The sequence below is a fragment of the Erwinia sp. SLM-02 genome (assembly GCF_037450285.1).
Taxonomy (GTDB): Bacteria; Pseudomonadota; Gammaproteobacteria; order Enterobacterales; family Enterobacteriaceae; genus Erwinia.
The window spans coordinates 352,154-366,402 of sequence record NZ_JAQISN010000002.1; the positions used below are offsets into that span (position 1 = coordinate 352,154).

At 52.1% G+C, this 14,249-nt stretch carries 9 protein-coding genes; 5 read left to right on the forward strand and 4 right to left on the reverse strand.

Translation table 11 applies throughout. The annotated features are described in order from the left end of the window. Positions 1-10: 10 nt before the first annotated feature. On the reverse strand, positions 11-901 hold the full coding sequence (locus tag PGH32_RS14835) for an AraC family transcriptional regulator (protein ID WP_314418100.1): 891 nt from the start codon (positions 899-901) through the stop codon (positions 11-13). Between the two features lie 171 nt (positions 902-1,072). On the opposite strand from PGH32_RS14835, the gene yqhD reads away from it, so the two are divergent. Together yqhD and dkgA are read left to right on the forward strand one after the other, a co-directional pair. Continuing rightward, positions 1,073-2,230 (forward strand): alcohol dehydrogenase, encoded by a 1,158-nt coding sequence (yqhD, locus tag PGH32_RS14840; protein ID WP_337894428.1) that lies wholly within the window; start codon positions 1,073-1,075, stop codon positions 2,228-2,230. An 86-nt stretch (positions 2,231-2,316) separates the two neighbouring features. Further along, on the forward strand, positions 2,317-3,141 hold the full coding sequence (gene dkgA, locus PGH32_RS14845; RefSeq protein WP_337894429.1) for a 2,5-didehydrogluconate reductase DkgA: 825 nt from the start codon (positions 2,317-2,319) through the stop codon (positions 3,139-3,141). 38 nt (positions 3,142-3,179) lie between these two features. On the opposite strand, the gene ftsP is transcribed toward dkgA, so the two are convergent. The 3 genes from ftsP to parC all read right to left on the reverse strand — a co-directional run bounded on the left by ftsP (position 3,180) and on the right by parC (position 7,887). Continuing rightward, positions 3,180-4,601, reverse strand: a complete 1,422-nt coding sequence (ftsP, locus tag PGH32_RS14850) for a cell division protein FtsP (protein ID WP_314417928.1) — start codon at positions 4,599-4,601, stop codon at positions 3,180-3,182. 125 nt (positions 4,602-4,726) lie between these two features. Beyond that, entirely contained in the window at positions 4,727-5,464 is a 738-nt protein-coding gene (locus PGH32_RS14855; RefSeq protein WP_337894430.1) for a 1-acylglycerol-3-phosphate O-acyltransferase, read from the reverse strand. Positions 5,465-5,613: 149 nt separating this feature from the next. Continuing rightward, entirely contained in the window at positions 5,614-7,887 is a 2,274-nt protein-coding gene (parC, locus tag PGH32_RS14860; protein WP_314417922.1) for a DNA topoisomerase IV subunit A, read from the reverse strand. A gap of 530 nt (positions 7,888-8,417) precedes the next feature. Between parC and PGH32_RS14865 the strand changes: the two genes are divergently transcribed. From PGH32_RS14865 to PGH32_RS14875, 3 genes are all read left to right on the forward strand, one after another. Beyond that, positions 8,418-10,109 carry a ShlB/FhaC/HecB family hemolysin secretion/activation protein gene (locus tag PGH32_RS14865; protein ID WP_337894431.1) on the forward strand — a complete coding sequence of 564 codons (1,692 nt, stop codon included), beginning with the start codon at positions 8,418-8,420 and terminating at the stop codon, positions 10,107-10,109. A 99-nt stretch (positions 10,110-10,208) separates the two neighbouring features. Beyond that, entirely contained in the window at positions 10,209-12,083 is a 1,875-nt protein-coding gene (locus PGH32_RS14870; RefSeq protein WP_337894432.1) for a filamentous hemagglutinin N-terminal domain-containing protein, read from the forward strand. A gap of 245 nt (positions 12,084-12,328) precedes the next feature. Beyond that, the gene (locus PGH32_RS14875; RefSeq protein WP_337894434.1) at positions 12,329-14,191 is read left to right on the forward strand and encodes a two-partner secretion domain-containing protein; all 1,863 of its coding nucleotides are present in this window, start codon (positions 12,329-12,331) and stop codon (positions 14,189-14,191) included. The last annotated feature ends 58 nt before the right edge of the window (positions 14,192-14,249 follow it).

Consider the following 14,249-nt stretch of genomic DNA (forward strand, 5'->3'; position numbering starts at 1 on the left):
CGGGCCGGTTTTATCCCGGCTGCCGCATCCGGGTCATCTCTTCCCCCGGCGTGACGCCAAAGTAGCGTTTGAACTCGCGCGAGAACTGCGACGCGCTTTCATATCCCACTTTCATTGCCGCCACGCTGGCCTTCATCCCCTCCTGCAGCATCATCATGCGCGCCTGATGCAGACGGTAGCTTTTCAGGTACTGTAGCGGGGAGGTGCTGGTCACCGCCTTGAAGTTATGATGGAACGCCGAGACGCTCATATTGGCCTCCGCTGCCAGCAGGTCAACGCTCAGGTTATCGGTGAAGTGATGCTCAATACGCCGCAGTGCACGGGCAATCTGGCTGAACTGCGTCTGCCGGCTCACCAGCGCCAGCAGCGCACCGCCGCACGGCCCCTGCAGCACGTAGTAGAGGATCTCACGTACCAATTGTGGCCCCAGCACGCGGGCATCACGCGGATTGTTCATCATGTCCAGCAGACGCTCGGTTGCACAGAGCATCTCTTCCGTCAGCAGCGCCGAGTGGATACCGCAGGTTTTCGGTTCAGGATGAAAGCCGTCGTCATCGCCAATATCCATCAGGAGATCCTGGAGCTTCAGCGGATCGACCCGCAGCGTTATTCCGGCCAGCGGCGCTTCCGGCGTGGCAAAGGTTTCACACTCAAACGGCAGCGGAACGGTCAGCATCAGGTATTTATTGGCGTCGTAGCTGAATACGCTGTTGCCCAGGTAGCCGGTCTTCTGCCCCTGAAACAGGATCACAATCGCCGGCTGGTACATGACCGGGGTACGCGCCATATGCCTGTCGGCATAGATCAGGCTGATACCGGGCACCGACGACAGCCCTTTGTTCTGCGTCACCAGGCCAATCACCTGGCGGGCAAGCCGTTCGCATATCGCGTTTCTGTCCATCACTCTTCCCACCGCTGAAAGTTTTACGCCAGTATCATCGCCTGCTGCCCGACATTTCTCCAGAGGTTTGGAGGATCAGGCAAGAATCAGGCAGAAATGTGCATTGAGCAAAATTCGCCTGCTGCGCACAATGATCCCACTGATAACCATCCTATTCCCAGGATTAACGCGATGAATAATTTCGTACTGCATACGCCCACCCGCATCCTGTTTGGCAAGGGGCAAATTGCCCAGCTGGCCGCCTCCATACCCGCCGGCAGCAAGGTGCTGATCCTCTTTGGCGGCGGCAGCGTCAAGAAAAATGGCGTGATGGATCAGGTTTACAGCGCATTACAGGGTTTTGATGTTCAGGAGTTTGGCGGCATCGAGCCTAACCCGGATTTCTCCACCCTGATGCAGGCGGTGGAAATCGTTAAACGGGATAAGATCACCTTCCTGCTGGCGGTGGGCGGCGGGTCGGTGCTGGACGGCACCAAGTTTATCGCCGCGGCGGCGCTTTATCCGCATGACCCGTGGCATATTCTGGAAACCGGCGGTGCTGAAATTGAGCAGGCGCTGCCTGTCGGATCGGTGCTGACCCTGCCCGCGACCGGCTCCGAGTCCAACCGCAGCGCGGTAATTAATCGCCGCGCGACCCAGGATAAGCGGGCGTTTCGCAGCAACTATCTGTTCCCGCTTTTCGCCGTACTGGACCCGGTTTACACCTACAGCCTGCCGCCGCGCCAGATCGCCAACGGCGTGGTGGATGCCTTTGTGCATACCGTAGAACAGTACCTTACCTTCCCGGTTGACGCCCGCGTCCAGGACCGTTTTGCCGAAGGCCTGCTGCTGACGCTGGTGGAAGAAGGCCCGCGCGCGCTGGCCGAGCCGGAAAATTATGACGTCCGCGCCAACGTGATGTGGAGCGCGACGATGGCGCTGAACGGCCTGATCGGTGCCGGCGTGCCGCAGGACTGGTCCACCCATATGCTCGGCCACGAGCTGACGGCGCTGCACGGCATCGACCACGCGCAGACGCTGGCTGTCGTGCTGCCGTCTCTGCTCAACATCCAGCGCGACACCAAGCGGGAAAAACTGCTGCAGTACGCGGAGCGCGTCTGGGGGATCGCCGACGGCAGCGAAGCGGAACGCATCGATGGGGCGATTGCCGCCACGCGCGCTTTCTTTGAGCAGATGGGCATTGCCACCCGCCTGTCGGACTATCAGCTGGACGGCTCGTCGATCCCGGCACTGCTGGAAAAACTGGCAGAAAAAGGGCTCACCGCGCTGGGCGAACGCCAGGATATTACGCTGGACGTCAGCCGTCAGATCTATCTGGACGCACGCTAGCCCCCACCAATCCTCCGCTTATCGACTAGACTTACTTCCATCAACCGGTGCCACTGCACCGGTTTTTCCGCACAAAAGGAGCGAACATGGCAGATCAACCAATCATTAAACTGCACGATGGCAATATGATGCCGCAGCTTGGGCTGGGCGTCTGGCAGGCCAGCGTGGATGAGGCCCGGAGCGCGGCGGTGACCGCACTTGAGGTCGGTTACCGTTCGATTGACACCGCGGCGATATACAAAAATGAAGAGGGTATCGGCCAGGCGCTGCGCGAAACCGACGTCGCGCGGGACGATATTTTCGTCACCACCAAATTGTGGAATGACGATCAGCTGGATGCCGAAAAGGCGCTGGAAGCCAGCCTGAAAAAACTGCAGCTGGACAGCGTTGATCTCTATCTGATGCACTGGCCCTGCCCGGAGAAAGATACGTTTGTGGCCGCCTGGCAGGCAATGATCAAACTGCAGCAGCAGGGCCTGACCAAAAGTATCGGCGTGTGTAACTTTAATGAGCCGCACCTCAAGCGGTTGCTCGATGAGACCGGCGTCATTCCGGTGATCAATCAGATCGAGCTGCATCCGATGCTGCAACAGCGCACGCTTCATGCCTGGAATGCGATGCATCACATCCAGACAGAATCATGGAGCCCGCTGGCGCAGGGCGGGGAAGGCGTGTTCGAGCAGGACATTATCAAGCGGCTGGCGCAGAAATACGGCAAAACCCCGGCTCAGATCGTGATTCGCTGGCATCTGGACAGCGGTCTGGTGGTGATCCCGAAATCCGTCACGCCGTCTCGCATTAAAGAGAACTTTGAGGTGTTTGATTTCCGCCTGGAGAAAACCGAAGTCAGTGAGATTGCTTCGCTGGATCGTAATAATCGCCTGGGCCCGGACCCGGAAAGCTTCAACTAAACCCTGAACGTTTGCCCGCGGCCCCGCGGGCAAAATGCTTAATACTGCTGGGCAGGATTCACCACCATCTGCCCCGCCGTTCCGCGATCGGCCATTTCCAGCATCTGGCTGTAATAGACAAACGGGAAGTGCTCGGAGGACGGCTGGGTAAAGGACACCAGCAGATCGACGTCGCCATCGACCCATACCGTATCCTTCCAGCCGCGATCCTCTGCCATGGTCTGTGCACCGTTGACGCTTTTAATCAGGAACATCACGCCCTGAATATGAAATGCCTGCGGCGTATCGGCATGGATCATCCAGCGTTCAAAGCTGCCCTGCTGCGCCTGGGTATCAATGCGCGACATATTCCACAGCGCGCCGTTAATGCCCGGCGTGGAATCACCCAGGCGGAATTCACGGGTGCGGCTGACGGTGCCGGGGATCATCTGATCCGCCAGAATACGCATCGGTAAGTTATCGGTTACTAACGGTAACAGCCCCGTTGGGCGCAGGGTCAGCACCAGAGTGGAGATGAGAATGCTGGATGGTTCAAAGATGCCACGCAGCCTGTCGACAATGCCAGCCGCATCCCCTGCCGTAATCGAGACTTCATCGCCCTGGGTCATATCGATCAGCACTTCCCGGCGTTCACCCGGGGCCAGCGACAGCTGATCTACCGCCACCGGCGCGGGAAGGAAACCCTGATCGCTGGCAATGACGTTAAACGGCCGGGCATCACTCATGCGCAGCTGATAGCGGCGGGAATTGGAGGCGTTCAGCAGGCGCAGGCGCACCCAGCCGCGTGAAACCTCAAGGAAGGGGTTTTGTACGCCGTTGACCAGCAGCGTATCGCCGACGAAGCCACCGCTGCCCGGCGGGTCATATTCCGGCGAGCCGAAGTTATCCAGCCGCTTGTCCTGAATAATGACCGGGAAGTCGTCCACGCCGTAGTGTTTTGGAATAGGTAAGGACTTACTAACTTCATCTTCAACCAGCCACATACCCGCCAGCCCGTTATAAACATGCGGGGCCATGCGGTTAGGCGTATTGGCATGATACCAGCAGGTGGCGGCGGCCTGGCGGATCGGCACCACCGGTGACCAGTCTACGCCCGGCGACATCAGGCGGGCCGCGCCCCCCATCAGCGCACCGGGAACCTGCAGGCCGCTGACGGTCATCGCGACCGGTTCATTCAATCGATTGCTGTAGATAAGCTTGACGTCATCTCCGTTCCACACGCGCACCGTCGGGCCAAGATAAAGGCCGTTAAACCCCCATACCTGCGCCTTGCTGCTGCCGTCAAAAGACCAGTGGCTGCGCTGCATCGTCAGAAACAGCGGCTGCCCGCGACGGGACTCAATCAGCGGTGGAACCGGCAGCGGCGTGCCCGGGCCAGCCGCCCGCGCGCTGAACGGTAATGATGAAGCACAAAGGGCAATGCCTGAGGCCTTAAAAAACTGACGACGACTGAGGGACATACCCGACTCCGTAAGCCAAAACGGCCAACAGTGCGGCCGAGATCCATTGTTATCATTATCTGCGGGCTGTGCTGCCGCATGAACAACTACCGGCGTGAACATGATGGCACGCTCACCCCAGTAATTTATAGCTTACCTGATGCTTCTCTTGCAGCGACTTCAGCATTTAACTCTTCAAGTTTCGCCGCCATCAGTTCGCGACAGTGGGTTGCCAGCTTGCGCACCGACTGATTTTCAAACGCCTTGATATCCACCGGCGGCATCATTTCAACGATCGCCAGGCCATTTTTCAGCCGGTTCAGTTTGATCTTGTCATGGGTGTTGGAGACGACGACCGGAATGATCGGCACGCCGGCCGCCACGGCGGCATGAAACGCGCCGGTTTTAAACGGCAGCAGCCCACGACCGCGGCTGCGCGTGCCTTCCGGGAACATCCAGAACGAGATTTTTTTCTTCTGAAATTCGCTTACCAGCTCCCCGATGGTGCCGTGCGCCTTGGCACGATTGTCCCGGTCGATCAGCAGATTACCGGTCAGCCAGTACAGCAGCCCAAAGAACGGCACCCACAGCAGGCTTTTCTTACCGACGGTGACGGTGGTCGGCTCAACGATATTCGCCGCGGTGATCATGTCGTAGTTATTCTGGTGGTTACAGATGTAAATCGCGTTGGGGAAGTCTTTATGCCCTTCGGGACGACGCAGTTCAACCTTTAGGCCAAACACCGGCGCAAGGCGGCCGAAAAGCCGGCCGAAGGTAGAAACGTGCTTCGGGTTTCTTGGACTGAACAGGCACCAGATACAGCCAAACACGCACAGCAGTATCGAATAAATAATGACCACGATGATACGTAAAATAGAGAGCATCACAACCTCGTTATGGCATACAGACAGCGTATTCAGACGGGATTTATCCGGCATCATACGCTGACTAAAGAGTGGCTTAACCGTTTTTTATTTTGATATCGGCAGGCTGGCGACATTCACGGCCCCAGCCTGCCATCAGCGATGGCGAATTACTCTTCGCTGTCATCCGCCGCTGGACGTGACGGGCCATCGACATCCACGCGATCGATACGCTGCAATCCGCGCGGCAGCTGAGTACCACGGCGGCCACGCTCTGCCCGGAACTTCTGGAGATCTTCCGCTTTCAGCGTCAGCTTACGCTTGCCGACATACAGAGTAATGGCACTTTGTGGTGTCAGCAACAGCAGCCAGGCCAGCTTATCTTCCCCGGATGCCGCCTGGGCGGACGGGATAGAGATAATCTTATTGCCCTTGCCTTTGGAAAGCTGCGGCAGGTCGCCAACCGGGAACATCAGCATACGCCCGGCGGCGGTGATCGCCAGCAGCAGATCGTCATCGCCATGGATGGCGAGTGGGGTCATGACTTTGGCATTTTCCGGCAGGGTCAGCAGAGCTTTACCCGCGCGGTTGCGGGAAACCAGATCGCTGAAGGTGCAGACGAATCCGTAACCGGCATCCGACGCCATCAGCAGGCGTTGCTCATCGGCCTCCATCAGCACCTGTTCAATCGTTGCACCCGGCGGCGGCGTCAGCTTGCCGGTCAGCGGCTCGCCCTGCCCGCGTGCCGACGGCAGGGTGACCGGATCGAGCGCATAGCTGCGCCCGGTGGAGTCAATAAAGGCCACCGGCTGATTGCTCTTGCCGCGCGCCGCGGCGCGATAGCTGTCACCGGCTTTGTAATTAAGCCCGGCCGGATCGATATCGTGCCCTTTGGCGCTGCGCACCCAACCCATCTGCGACAGAACGATGGTGACCGGTTCGGAAGGCACCAGCTCATGCTCGCTGATGGCCTTCGCCTCTTCGCGTTCACGCAGAGGTGAACGGCGGTCGTCACCGTAGGTGTCGCTATCGGCCTGCAGCTCTTTCTTCAGCAGCGTATTCATCTTGCGCTCGGATGCGAGGATCCCCTGCAAATGATCGCGTTCTTTTTCCAGCTCCGCCTGCTCACCGCGGATTTTCATCTCTTCCAGCTTGGCGAGATGGCGCAGTTTCAGTTCCAGAATGGCTTCGGCCTGAGTTTCTGAAATATCGAAGCGAGACATCAGCACCGGCTTAGGCTCATCTTCACTGCGGATGATGTGGATCACTTCATCAATATTCAGGAAGGCGACCAGTAAACCAGCAAGGATATGCAGGCGCTTGAGTACCTTTTCAAGGCGATAGTTCAGACGGCGACGGACGGTATCACGGCGATAAACCAGCCACTCGCTCAGGATCTCCAGCAGGTTTTTCACCGCCGGACGGTTATCCAGACCAATCATATTCAGATTGATTCGGTAGCTGCGTTCCAGATCGGTCGTGGCAAACAGGTGATTCATCACCTGTTCAAGATCGACGCGATTGGAACGCGGTACGATAACCAGCCGGGTGGGGTTCTCATGATCCGATTCATCGCGCAGGTCTTCCACCATCGGCAGCTTTTTATTGCGCATCTGAGCGGCAATCTGCTCCAGAACGCGCGCCCCGGAAACCTGATGCGGCAGCGCGGTGATCACCACGTCGCCATCCTCTTTTTTCCACACGGCGCGCATGCGCACCGAACCACGGCCGCTCTGATAAATTTTGCGGATCTCGCTGCGCGGCGTGATGATTTCAGCTTCGGTGGGATAATCCGGCCCCTGCACGATATCCAGCAGTTCATCAAGCGTGGTTTTCGGGCTGTCGATCAGCGCAATCGCCGCCTTCGCGACCTCACGCAGGTTATGCGGCGGGATATCCGTGGCCATACCGACCGCAATACCGGTGGTGCCGTTCAGCAGGATATTAGGCAGGCGCGCAGGCAGCATTTTAGGCTCCTGCATGGTGCCGTCAAAGTTCGGAATATAATCGACCGTCCCCTGCCCCAGTTCGCCCAGCAGCACTTCGGCATACTTTGACAGGCGCGACTCCGTATAGCGCATCGCAGCAAAGGATTTCGGATCGTCCGGCGCGCCCCAGTTTCCCTGGCCATCAACCAGCGGATAGCGATAGGAGAACGGCTGCGCCATCAGCACCATCGCTTCGTAACAGGCGCTGTCGCCGTGAGGATGATACTTACCCAGCACGTCACCCACGGTACGTGCGGATTTTTTGAATTTCGCGCTGTTGCTCAGCCCAAGTTCGGACATGGCGTAAACGATACGGCGCTGAACCGGTTTCAGTCCGTCGCCTATATAGGGAAGCGCACGATCCATGATGACGTACATGGAGTAGTTAAGGTACGCATTTTCTGTAAACTTGTGCAGCGCAAGGCGCTCGGCACCATCCTGCATCTGATCGCTCATTATTCTCTTTTCCTCACATTGCAGCGCTTTGGCCCGACCTCATCGTTCTGCCACCTTGCTATCTTGTTAATAGCTGGCTTTACTCCGTCAGGCAACTCCGCCCCACATCGCGGTAAGTTTGGCGAGGATAGTACCTTATCCGGTTGGGGGCTGTCACAGGGTTCAGCAGGGCGCGCTGCAGCTCACGGTGCCAAAAACAGGCCGTATTGATAATTAAAAACTGAAAAAAATAAAAACAAACTTCCAAAAAAATCTAATTTATCTTAAAAAATAATAGGGCAATTACTATTCCCCCTAAAATCTCCAGGCTCTATACTGCTCAAAACGTATAACGCGAACCACTATAATCATGAAAAAACTCACCTGCCGGATAGGGTCTAACCCCGTCTGGTTGTTCGCTAACCGACTAAGAAATTAGATAATAAATTGCCAATTCGTTTTTATTTTAAAAATAAAGACAAGGAAAGCCTGCCTGCGTTCCAGGGACAATAAACCCTTGCTGGATTCAGGAAGTACAATGGAGAGTTCACGTGGCGCCGTCTTTTTATAAGATTCATTTCCTGACAGTCTTATTGATGTTTTTTTCGGGGGGTACATTTTCAGCCAATCCGGTGAGGGATATACAGCAGCAGAACGTTAATCAACAGGAACAGCAAAAGGCGTTACAGAATCAGCTGGATACTGCGGGTAAGGACGTTCGCTCCGAGCCTGCGCCTGATGTTTATAAAGGGCTAATTTATCTCGACACGCCAGACTGTTTAAAAATTGACAGCGTAAGCGTTGATAAAGACGATGCGGTTCCCCACTGGATCCCTCTGCAGCGGATAGCCAACCGGGCAACAGGCCACTGTATGAATGCGCATAATATCAAAACCGTGGCCATCATTTTACAAAACAAGCTTATTGCATCAGGGTATATTACCTCACGCACAGCGCTGCCGGAGCAAAATGTCAAAGAGGGCCATTTAATTATCAAGGTGGTTTCAGGCCTGATTGGGAACATTATTCTGGAGGACGGCTCGAATAAATATGTGCATATCGCCAATACGTTCCCAACGAAAAAAGGAAACATCCTCGATCTACGCGATCTTGAGCAGGGGCTGGAAAATATGCAGGGCATTCCGACTACGGATGTGCATATTAATCTCCTCCCCTCTTCTGAAGCCGGGAAAAGCGATGTGATTATTGACCGCTCGCAGGAATCATATTGGCGCGTGGCGGGCTGGACCGATGACTCTGGCAGTAGAAGCACCGGGCGCTATCAGGCGGGGGTGGCGCTCTATCTTGATAATCCAACGTCACTGAGCGACCTTTTTTATATCTCGGCGTCACACGATCTGCAGAACAGCCACAAATTCGCGAGTGAAAGCCGATCGTTTAATTACAGCGTTCCCTACGGATACTGGTCTTTTAACCTTTATGCCAGCCAGAATAAGTATCATCAGGCGCTGGTCGGTAACTTCTCGAAATATCAGTATCGTGGAAATAACAAGATTGTCATTGGAAAAGTCAGCCGCGTCCTCCATCGCGGTGCTCAGCAGAAAACCCTGTTCAGCACCCAGGTGATCAAGCGTGATGCGCATTACCACATCGGCGACACGGAGATGGATTTACAGAAAATAAATGTGACCAATCTGCGTTTTGACCTGGCTCACCGACACTACATAAACAGCATCGTGTTTGATGCCGACGTGAGTTTCCAGCGAAATGTACGCTGGCTCGGGAGTGAGAAGACGGCGAGTGCTAAATCCGGAGATGCCAGCAATATAAGCAGGATCGTAACGCTGGATTTACAGGCCGTGGTTCCTTTTGAGCTGGCAGGAATGACAATGAGCTGGCAGCCACACTATTACCAGCAGTATAGCCCGGATGAGCTGATTACACAGGACCAGTTCAATATAGGTAATCGCTGGAGCGTTCGTGGTTTTAACGGTGAAAACACGATTATGGGCGATCGCGGCTGGTATTTAAGTAATTCAATCAATATTGATATGCCTCAGTCATGGAATAATCAATTTTATATCGGCGTTGACTACGGGAGAGTTTCACATATTAATCAGGAATGGGTTACCGGAAAATCGATTACCGGCGGCACGGTAGGGTTGCGAGGAGTGCAGTGGAGAACCGGGTACGACATCTTTGCCGGAACGCCTTTTTCGAAGCCCGATGGATTAATTACGGATCGCCTTACGTTAGGATTTAACCTGCAGTGGATGTATTAGCGAACGGTAACCCGACCGTGCAGGAACTGAAGAACACCTGACTTTCAAAAAAATAACACCGTTGTACTTTTCAGCTCATTTAAAAAACAAGGATCAGTTATGTTATCAGTTAAGATCGTCCATTACGGATACAGAAACAGAAAAATAGCGAAGTTTTTCAAAGTCGCGCCGGTTTGTCTTATGACATGGGTAACGTTGGGCGGTTTGTTTTCATCGGAGGCGGCCGTTATTGCCGACCCGGCGATGGCAAATCAGCCGGGAATTCATGCTAATGCAACTGGCCCAACAATTGTTGATATTAACGCCGCAGCTCAAAATGGGATTTCACATAACCAATTTACGGAATTCAACGTTAACAAAAACGGTCTGATACTGAATAATAGCGTTGGCGACGCGACAACGACCCTGGGTGGAAAAATAGCGGGGAACAGTAACCTGTCTAATGGCTCTGCTAATATCATTATCAATGAAGTTGTCTCAAAAAACATGACACAACTTAATGGCATGATTGAAGTTGCGGGAAAAAAAGCGAAGGTCATTATTGCCAGCCCATCGGGTATCACCTGTGATGGCTGCGGATTTATTAATGCTGAACGCGGTATCCTGACTACCGGAAAATTCGATGCCACAGACGAGCCGAAGTTCAGCGTTTCAGAAGGAAGCATTCTCCTGAAAGGTGACGGTTTACAGGATTCCTCTGATTACACGGCACTGATCGCGCAAACCATCAGCGTGGTGGCGGAAGAAAACTCAGCGAATGACCTGACACTCATGGCTGGCGATCGTTCAGACGTCATTGACGTTGATGGTGTGCTGCAACGCGTGGCTTCCGGTGATGAGAGCACAAGCCTGGTGGGCATTGATGTTGCTAAACTTGGCGGCATGTATGCCGATAAAATCACCCTGGTCGCGGGTCAAAAAGGGGTGTCGATAAAAAACAGCGGCATTATCTCCGCAGATACCGATCTGGTGATCCAAAATAATGGGGCTATCAGGAACACAGGGGAAATATCCAGCGGGAACAATATGATTATCGAAGCTGATGATATAAACAACCGCAGAGGTACCCTGACGGCGGGGGGGAACTTCACATCTCATTCAACAAGGTTTGAAAACAAATCGGGCCAGATCCTTGCTGAAGGAGCCACCGATATTACAGCCAGCGCCAGTCTGAATAACTATCACGGCACTCTCTCTGCCGCAGAGATAAACATTAAGGCAGGATCGATCAACAATGCCGGGAAAGGCAAAAACAGGACTTCACTTTCGGATAAAAAGAGCGAAATCGTTGCTAAACAAGGTGATGTAACGATCGTGTCTGAACGAGAAATGATGCTCGGCGATGGCGGAGCGCAAATCGCGGCTGCCCAGGGGACCGTTTCCCTGTCTGCCGGTGAGGGTCTGGATATTCACGCCACTGAAATCAATGCGAAAAATATCATCATTAACGCCGCATATGCTGACAGTCCAACGGTTAACGGGCTGGATGGAACCCTTATCAAAGCTGAAAATGACGTCAATATGACGCTGGGTTCACTTGCAGCAATCACCTCAGATTCCGTCATCAGCGCTGGAAATGATGTGAATATGAACATTAATTCTCAGGGTGACGCGTTCAGAAACCTGAATAATTTAGGCACCCTTTCTGCCGGAAATGATTTGACGTTTAAAAGCGCCGGCGTATTTTCAAACTATGGTGACGTGAAAGCTGGAAAAACAGCAAATATCACCAGCGGTGATTTTATTAATTTTTCAAACGTTAGTGGTAATCTGATCGGCATTAGCTCATCCAGAGGATTTAACAACCGGGAAAGTGGTCTGATCTCGAGTAAAACGGGAATAACCCTCAGTGCAAAATCGCTGTTCAGAAACAGCGGTTCAATTTCCTCTGTTAATGGCACTAAAGTTTTTAGTAACTTCTATCGAAATGATGGAAAAATCACAGGCAAGGTAGACGTCCTCCCTAACAATTAATATTGTACTCCTCACGCTTTGGCGTGAGGAGTTAACTTTATGAAAAGAACCCTTCCGACATAATGTCTTATTTTTTAATGACAGGATCATTCAACTTTATATATACAGCAAGAAAACAAACCAATAAATATTACACCAACCATTATAATATTAGATAAATTACTATATATGTAATAATTAAAATAACTAGAATTAGCATCAGGCACTTATTCAGGTGCCCATTCTAAAAGATATGGAGATTGACAATGAGCAACGGAAAATCATCAAAAAAATTCAAGACCACGACAGTTTGCCTGATGACCTGGCTGGCAATGGGATACATTGCCTCAGCACAGGCAGCTGTAGTGGTAGATATTACACAGGCAGAAAAACCCTGGGTAAAAGCCAATTCTAACGGCTCTGTAACGGTTAATATTAATTCAGCATCACCTTCCGGGATTTCACATAATAAATTCACTCAGTTTGATGTAACGAAACAGGGTGTTGTGCTGAATAATAACACAGTGAACTCGACCACTCAGTTAGCGGGACAGGTCGCGGGAAACAGTAAGCTCAGCGGGGGGAAAGCAAGCCTGATTATCAATGAGGTCACATCGCGTAACCCAAGCCTGCTCAACGGGCAAATTGAAGTGGCAGGGCAAAAAGCAGATGTGATTGTTGCCAACCCTTCAGGAGTGACCTGTAGCGGCTGCGGTTTCATCAATACCGGCCGCGGCACGTTAACTACCGGCACGCCGAACGTTAGCAACGGTAAGCTGACCGGAATTAACGTTCAGAAAGGAAGGATAGTTATCACGGGTCTGGGAATGAAAGATGCTTCTGATTACACCACATTACTTGCAAACGTAATAAATGTGAATGGAAAAATCAATGCAAATGAAATACAAGTCATGACCGGTGTAAATAGCAATATCGTTACCTCCGGAAAAAACCTGGTCAATATTGGTTATACCGGAAATACAACCTCAGAATTAGGTCTTGATGTGGCCGCATTAGGGGGCATGTACGCAAATAAAATCACCCTGATCGCTACTAACAACGCTGATATTTTTAATAACAAAGGGATAATTTCTTCAAATACCGATCTCGAGATTAGCTCTCAGGGTTACATTATGAATAACTCGGGCACGCTGGAATCCAAGAAAGGGAAAATGAGTCTTAATGGCAACAGCATAGGAAACTCAAATGGGAAAATATTCTCGGGTGATAGTATCGATATTGTTGCTGGAGATTCACTTTATAATAAAAAAGGCCGGATTGACTCCCAAAAACTGGTCGCAGTCAATGCAACAAGAGTAGACAACGAGGGTGGCTACATAACCGGCGATGAGGTCAGCATCGTTTCAGGCAGCCTGGTTAACACTAACAGCAAAATTTACAGTGATAATCCTAAATCACAACTCGAAGGGGGCATCCATGCTGCAAAAGACGTCAGTATCAATACTAATGGATTGCTCAATAACTCAGCGGGTTGGGTAAACACCGATACAGGAAGTATATCTCTGGTATCGAACTCCGATCTCGTTTTAAACTATGCCCGAATTAACGCAAAAAAAGATATTTTAGTCTCATCGAATACGCTTGATTTTCCAGCAACCAGTAAACCCGATCCGATTGATGCCCACTTGAAGGCAGGGAATGATATTAACTTTAACGTCGGCAATCTCGGTAAGTTTGATAGTACCACCGTGCTGAATGCCGATCATGATATTAATTTTAACAGTCTTGACGGCCTGAATACCGGGACGTTCCTGAACTATGCGACGCTGATTGCAAGTAATAATATTACCTACAATCATGGAGACGTCGTCAATTACGGTAAAATTATTGCGGGCAATGAAATCAATATAAAAACTGAAAAACTTTTAAACCACAACACCATTTCTGGTTATGGTGACGTAAAAATTAGCGCGACAAATTCCATCTTCAATGATTATAACGGTGATATTATTTCATTTAAAAAACTCACACTTAACGGACCAACCATCAATAATTATCGTGGGAAATTAACCGGACAAAAAGGCATTGACATTTACGCCAGATCGTTCAGCAACAGCGGTTCCGCATTCGGGGAATTGAATAAATACGACTTCAAACCGAATATGTAATTAGCACCAAATAAAAACCCGCCCAGCAGCGGGTTTTTATTTATTAAAAAACAAATAG

What these genes read in the sequence shown, in the direction of transcription:
- PGH32_RS14835 (WP_314418100.1), bottom strand. Translation starts at nt 901, where the DNA reads ATGGACAGAAACGCGATATGCGAACGGCTTGCCCGCCAGGTGATTGGC.
- yqhD (WP_337894428.1), top strand. Translation starts at nt 1,073, where the DNA reads ATGAATAATTTCGTACTGCATACGCCCACCCGCATCCTGTTTGGCAAG.
- dkgA (WP_337894429.1), top strand. Translation starts at nt 2,317, where the DNA reads ATGGCAGATCAACCAATCATTAAACTGCACGATGGCAATATGATGCCG.
- ftsP (WP_314417928.1), bottom strand. Translation starts at nt 4,601, where the DNA reads ATGTCCCTCAGTCGTCGTCAGTTTTTTAAGGCCTCAGGCATTGCCCTT.
- PGH32_RS14855 (WP_337894430.1), bottom strand. Translation starts at nt 5,464, where the DNA reads ATGCTCTCTATTTTACGTATCATCGTGGTCATTATTTATTCGATACTG.
- parC (WP_314417922.1), bottom strand. Translation starts at nt 7,887, where the DNA reads ATGAGCGATCAGATGCAGGATGGTGCCGAGCGCCTTGCGCTGCACAAG.
- PGH32_RS14870 (WP_337894432.1), top strand. Translation starts at nt 10,209, where the DNA reads ATGTTATCAGTTAAGATCGTCCATTACGGATACAGAAACAGAAAAATA.
- PGH32_RS14875 (WP_337894434.1), top strand. Translation starts at nt 12,329, where the DNA reads ATGAGCAACGGAAAATCATCAAAAAAATTCAAGACCACGACAGTTTGC.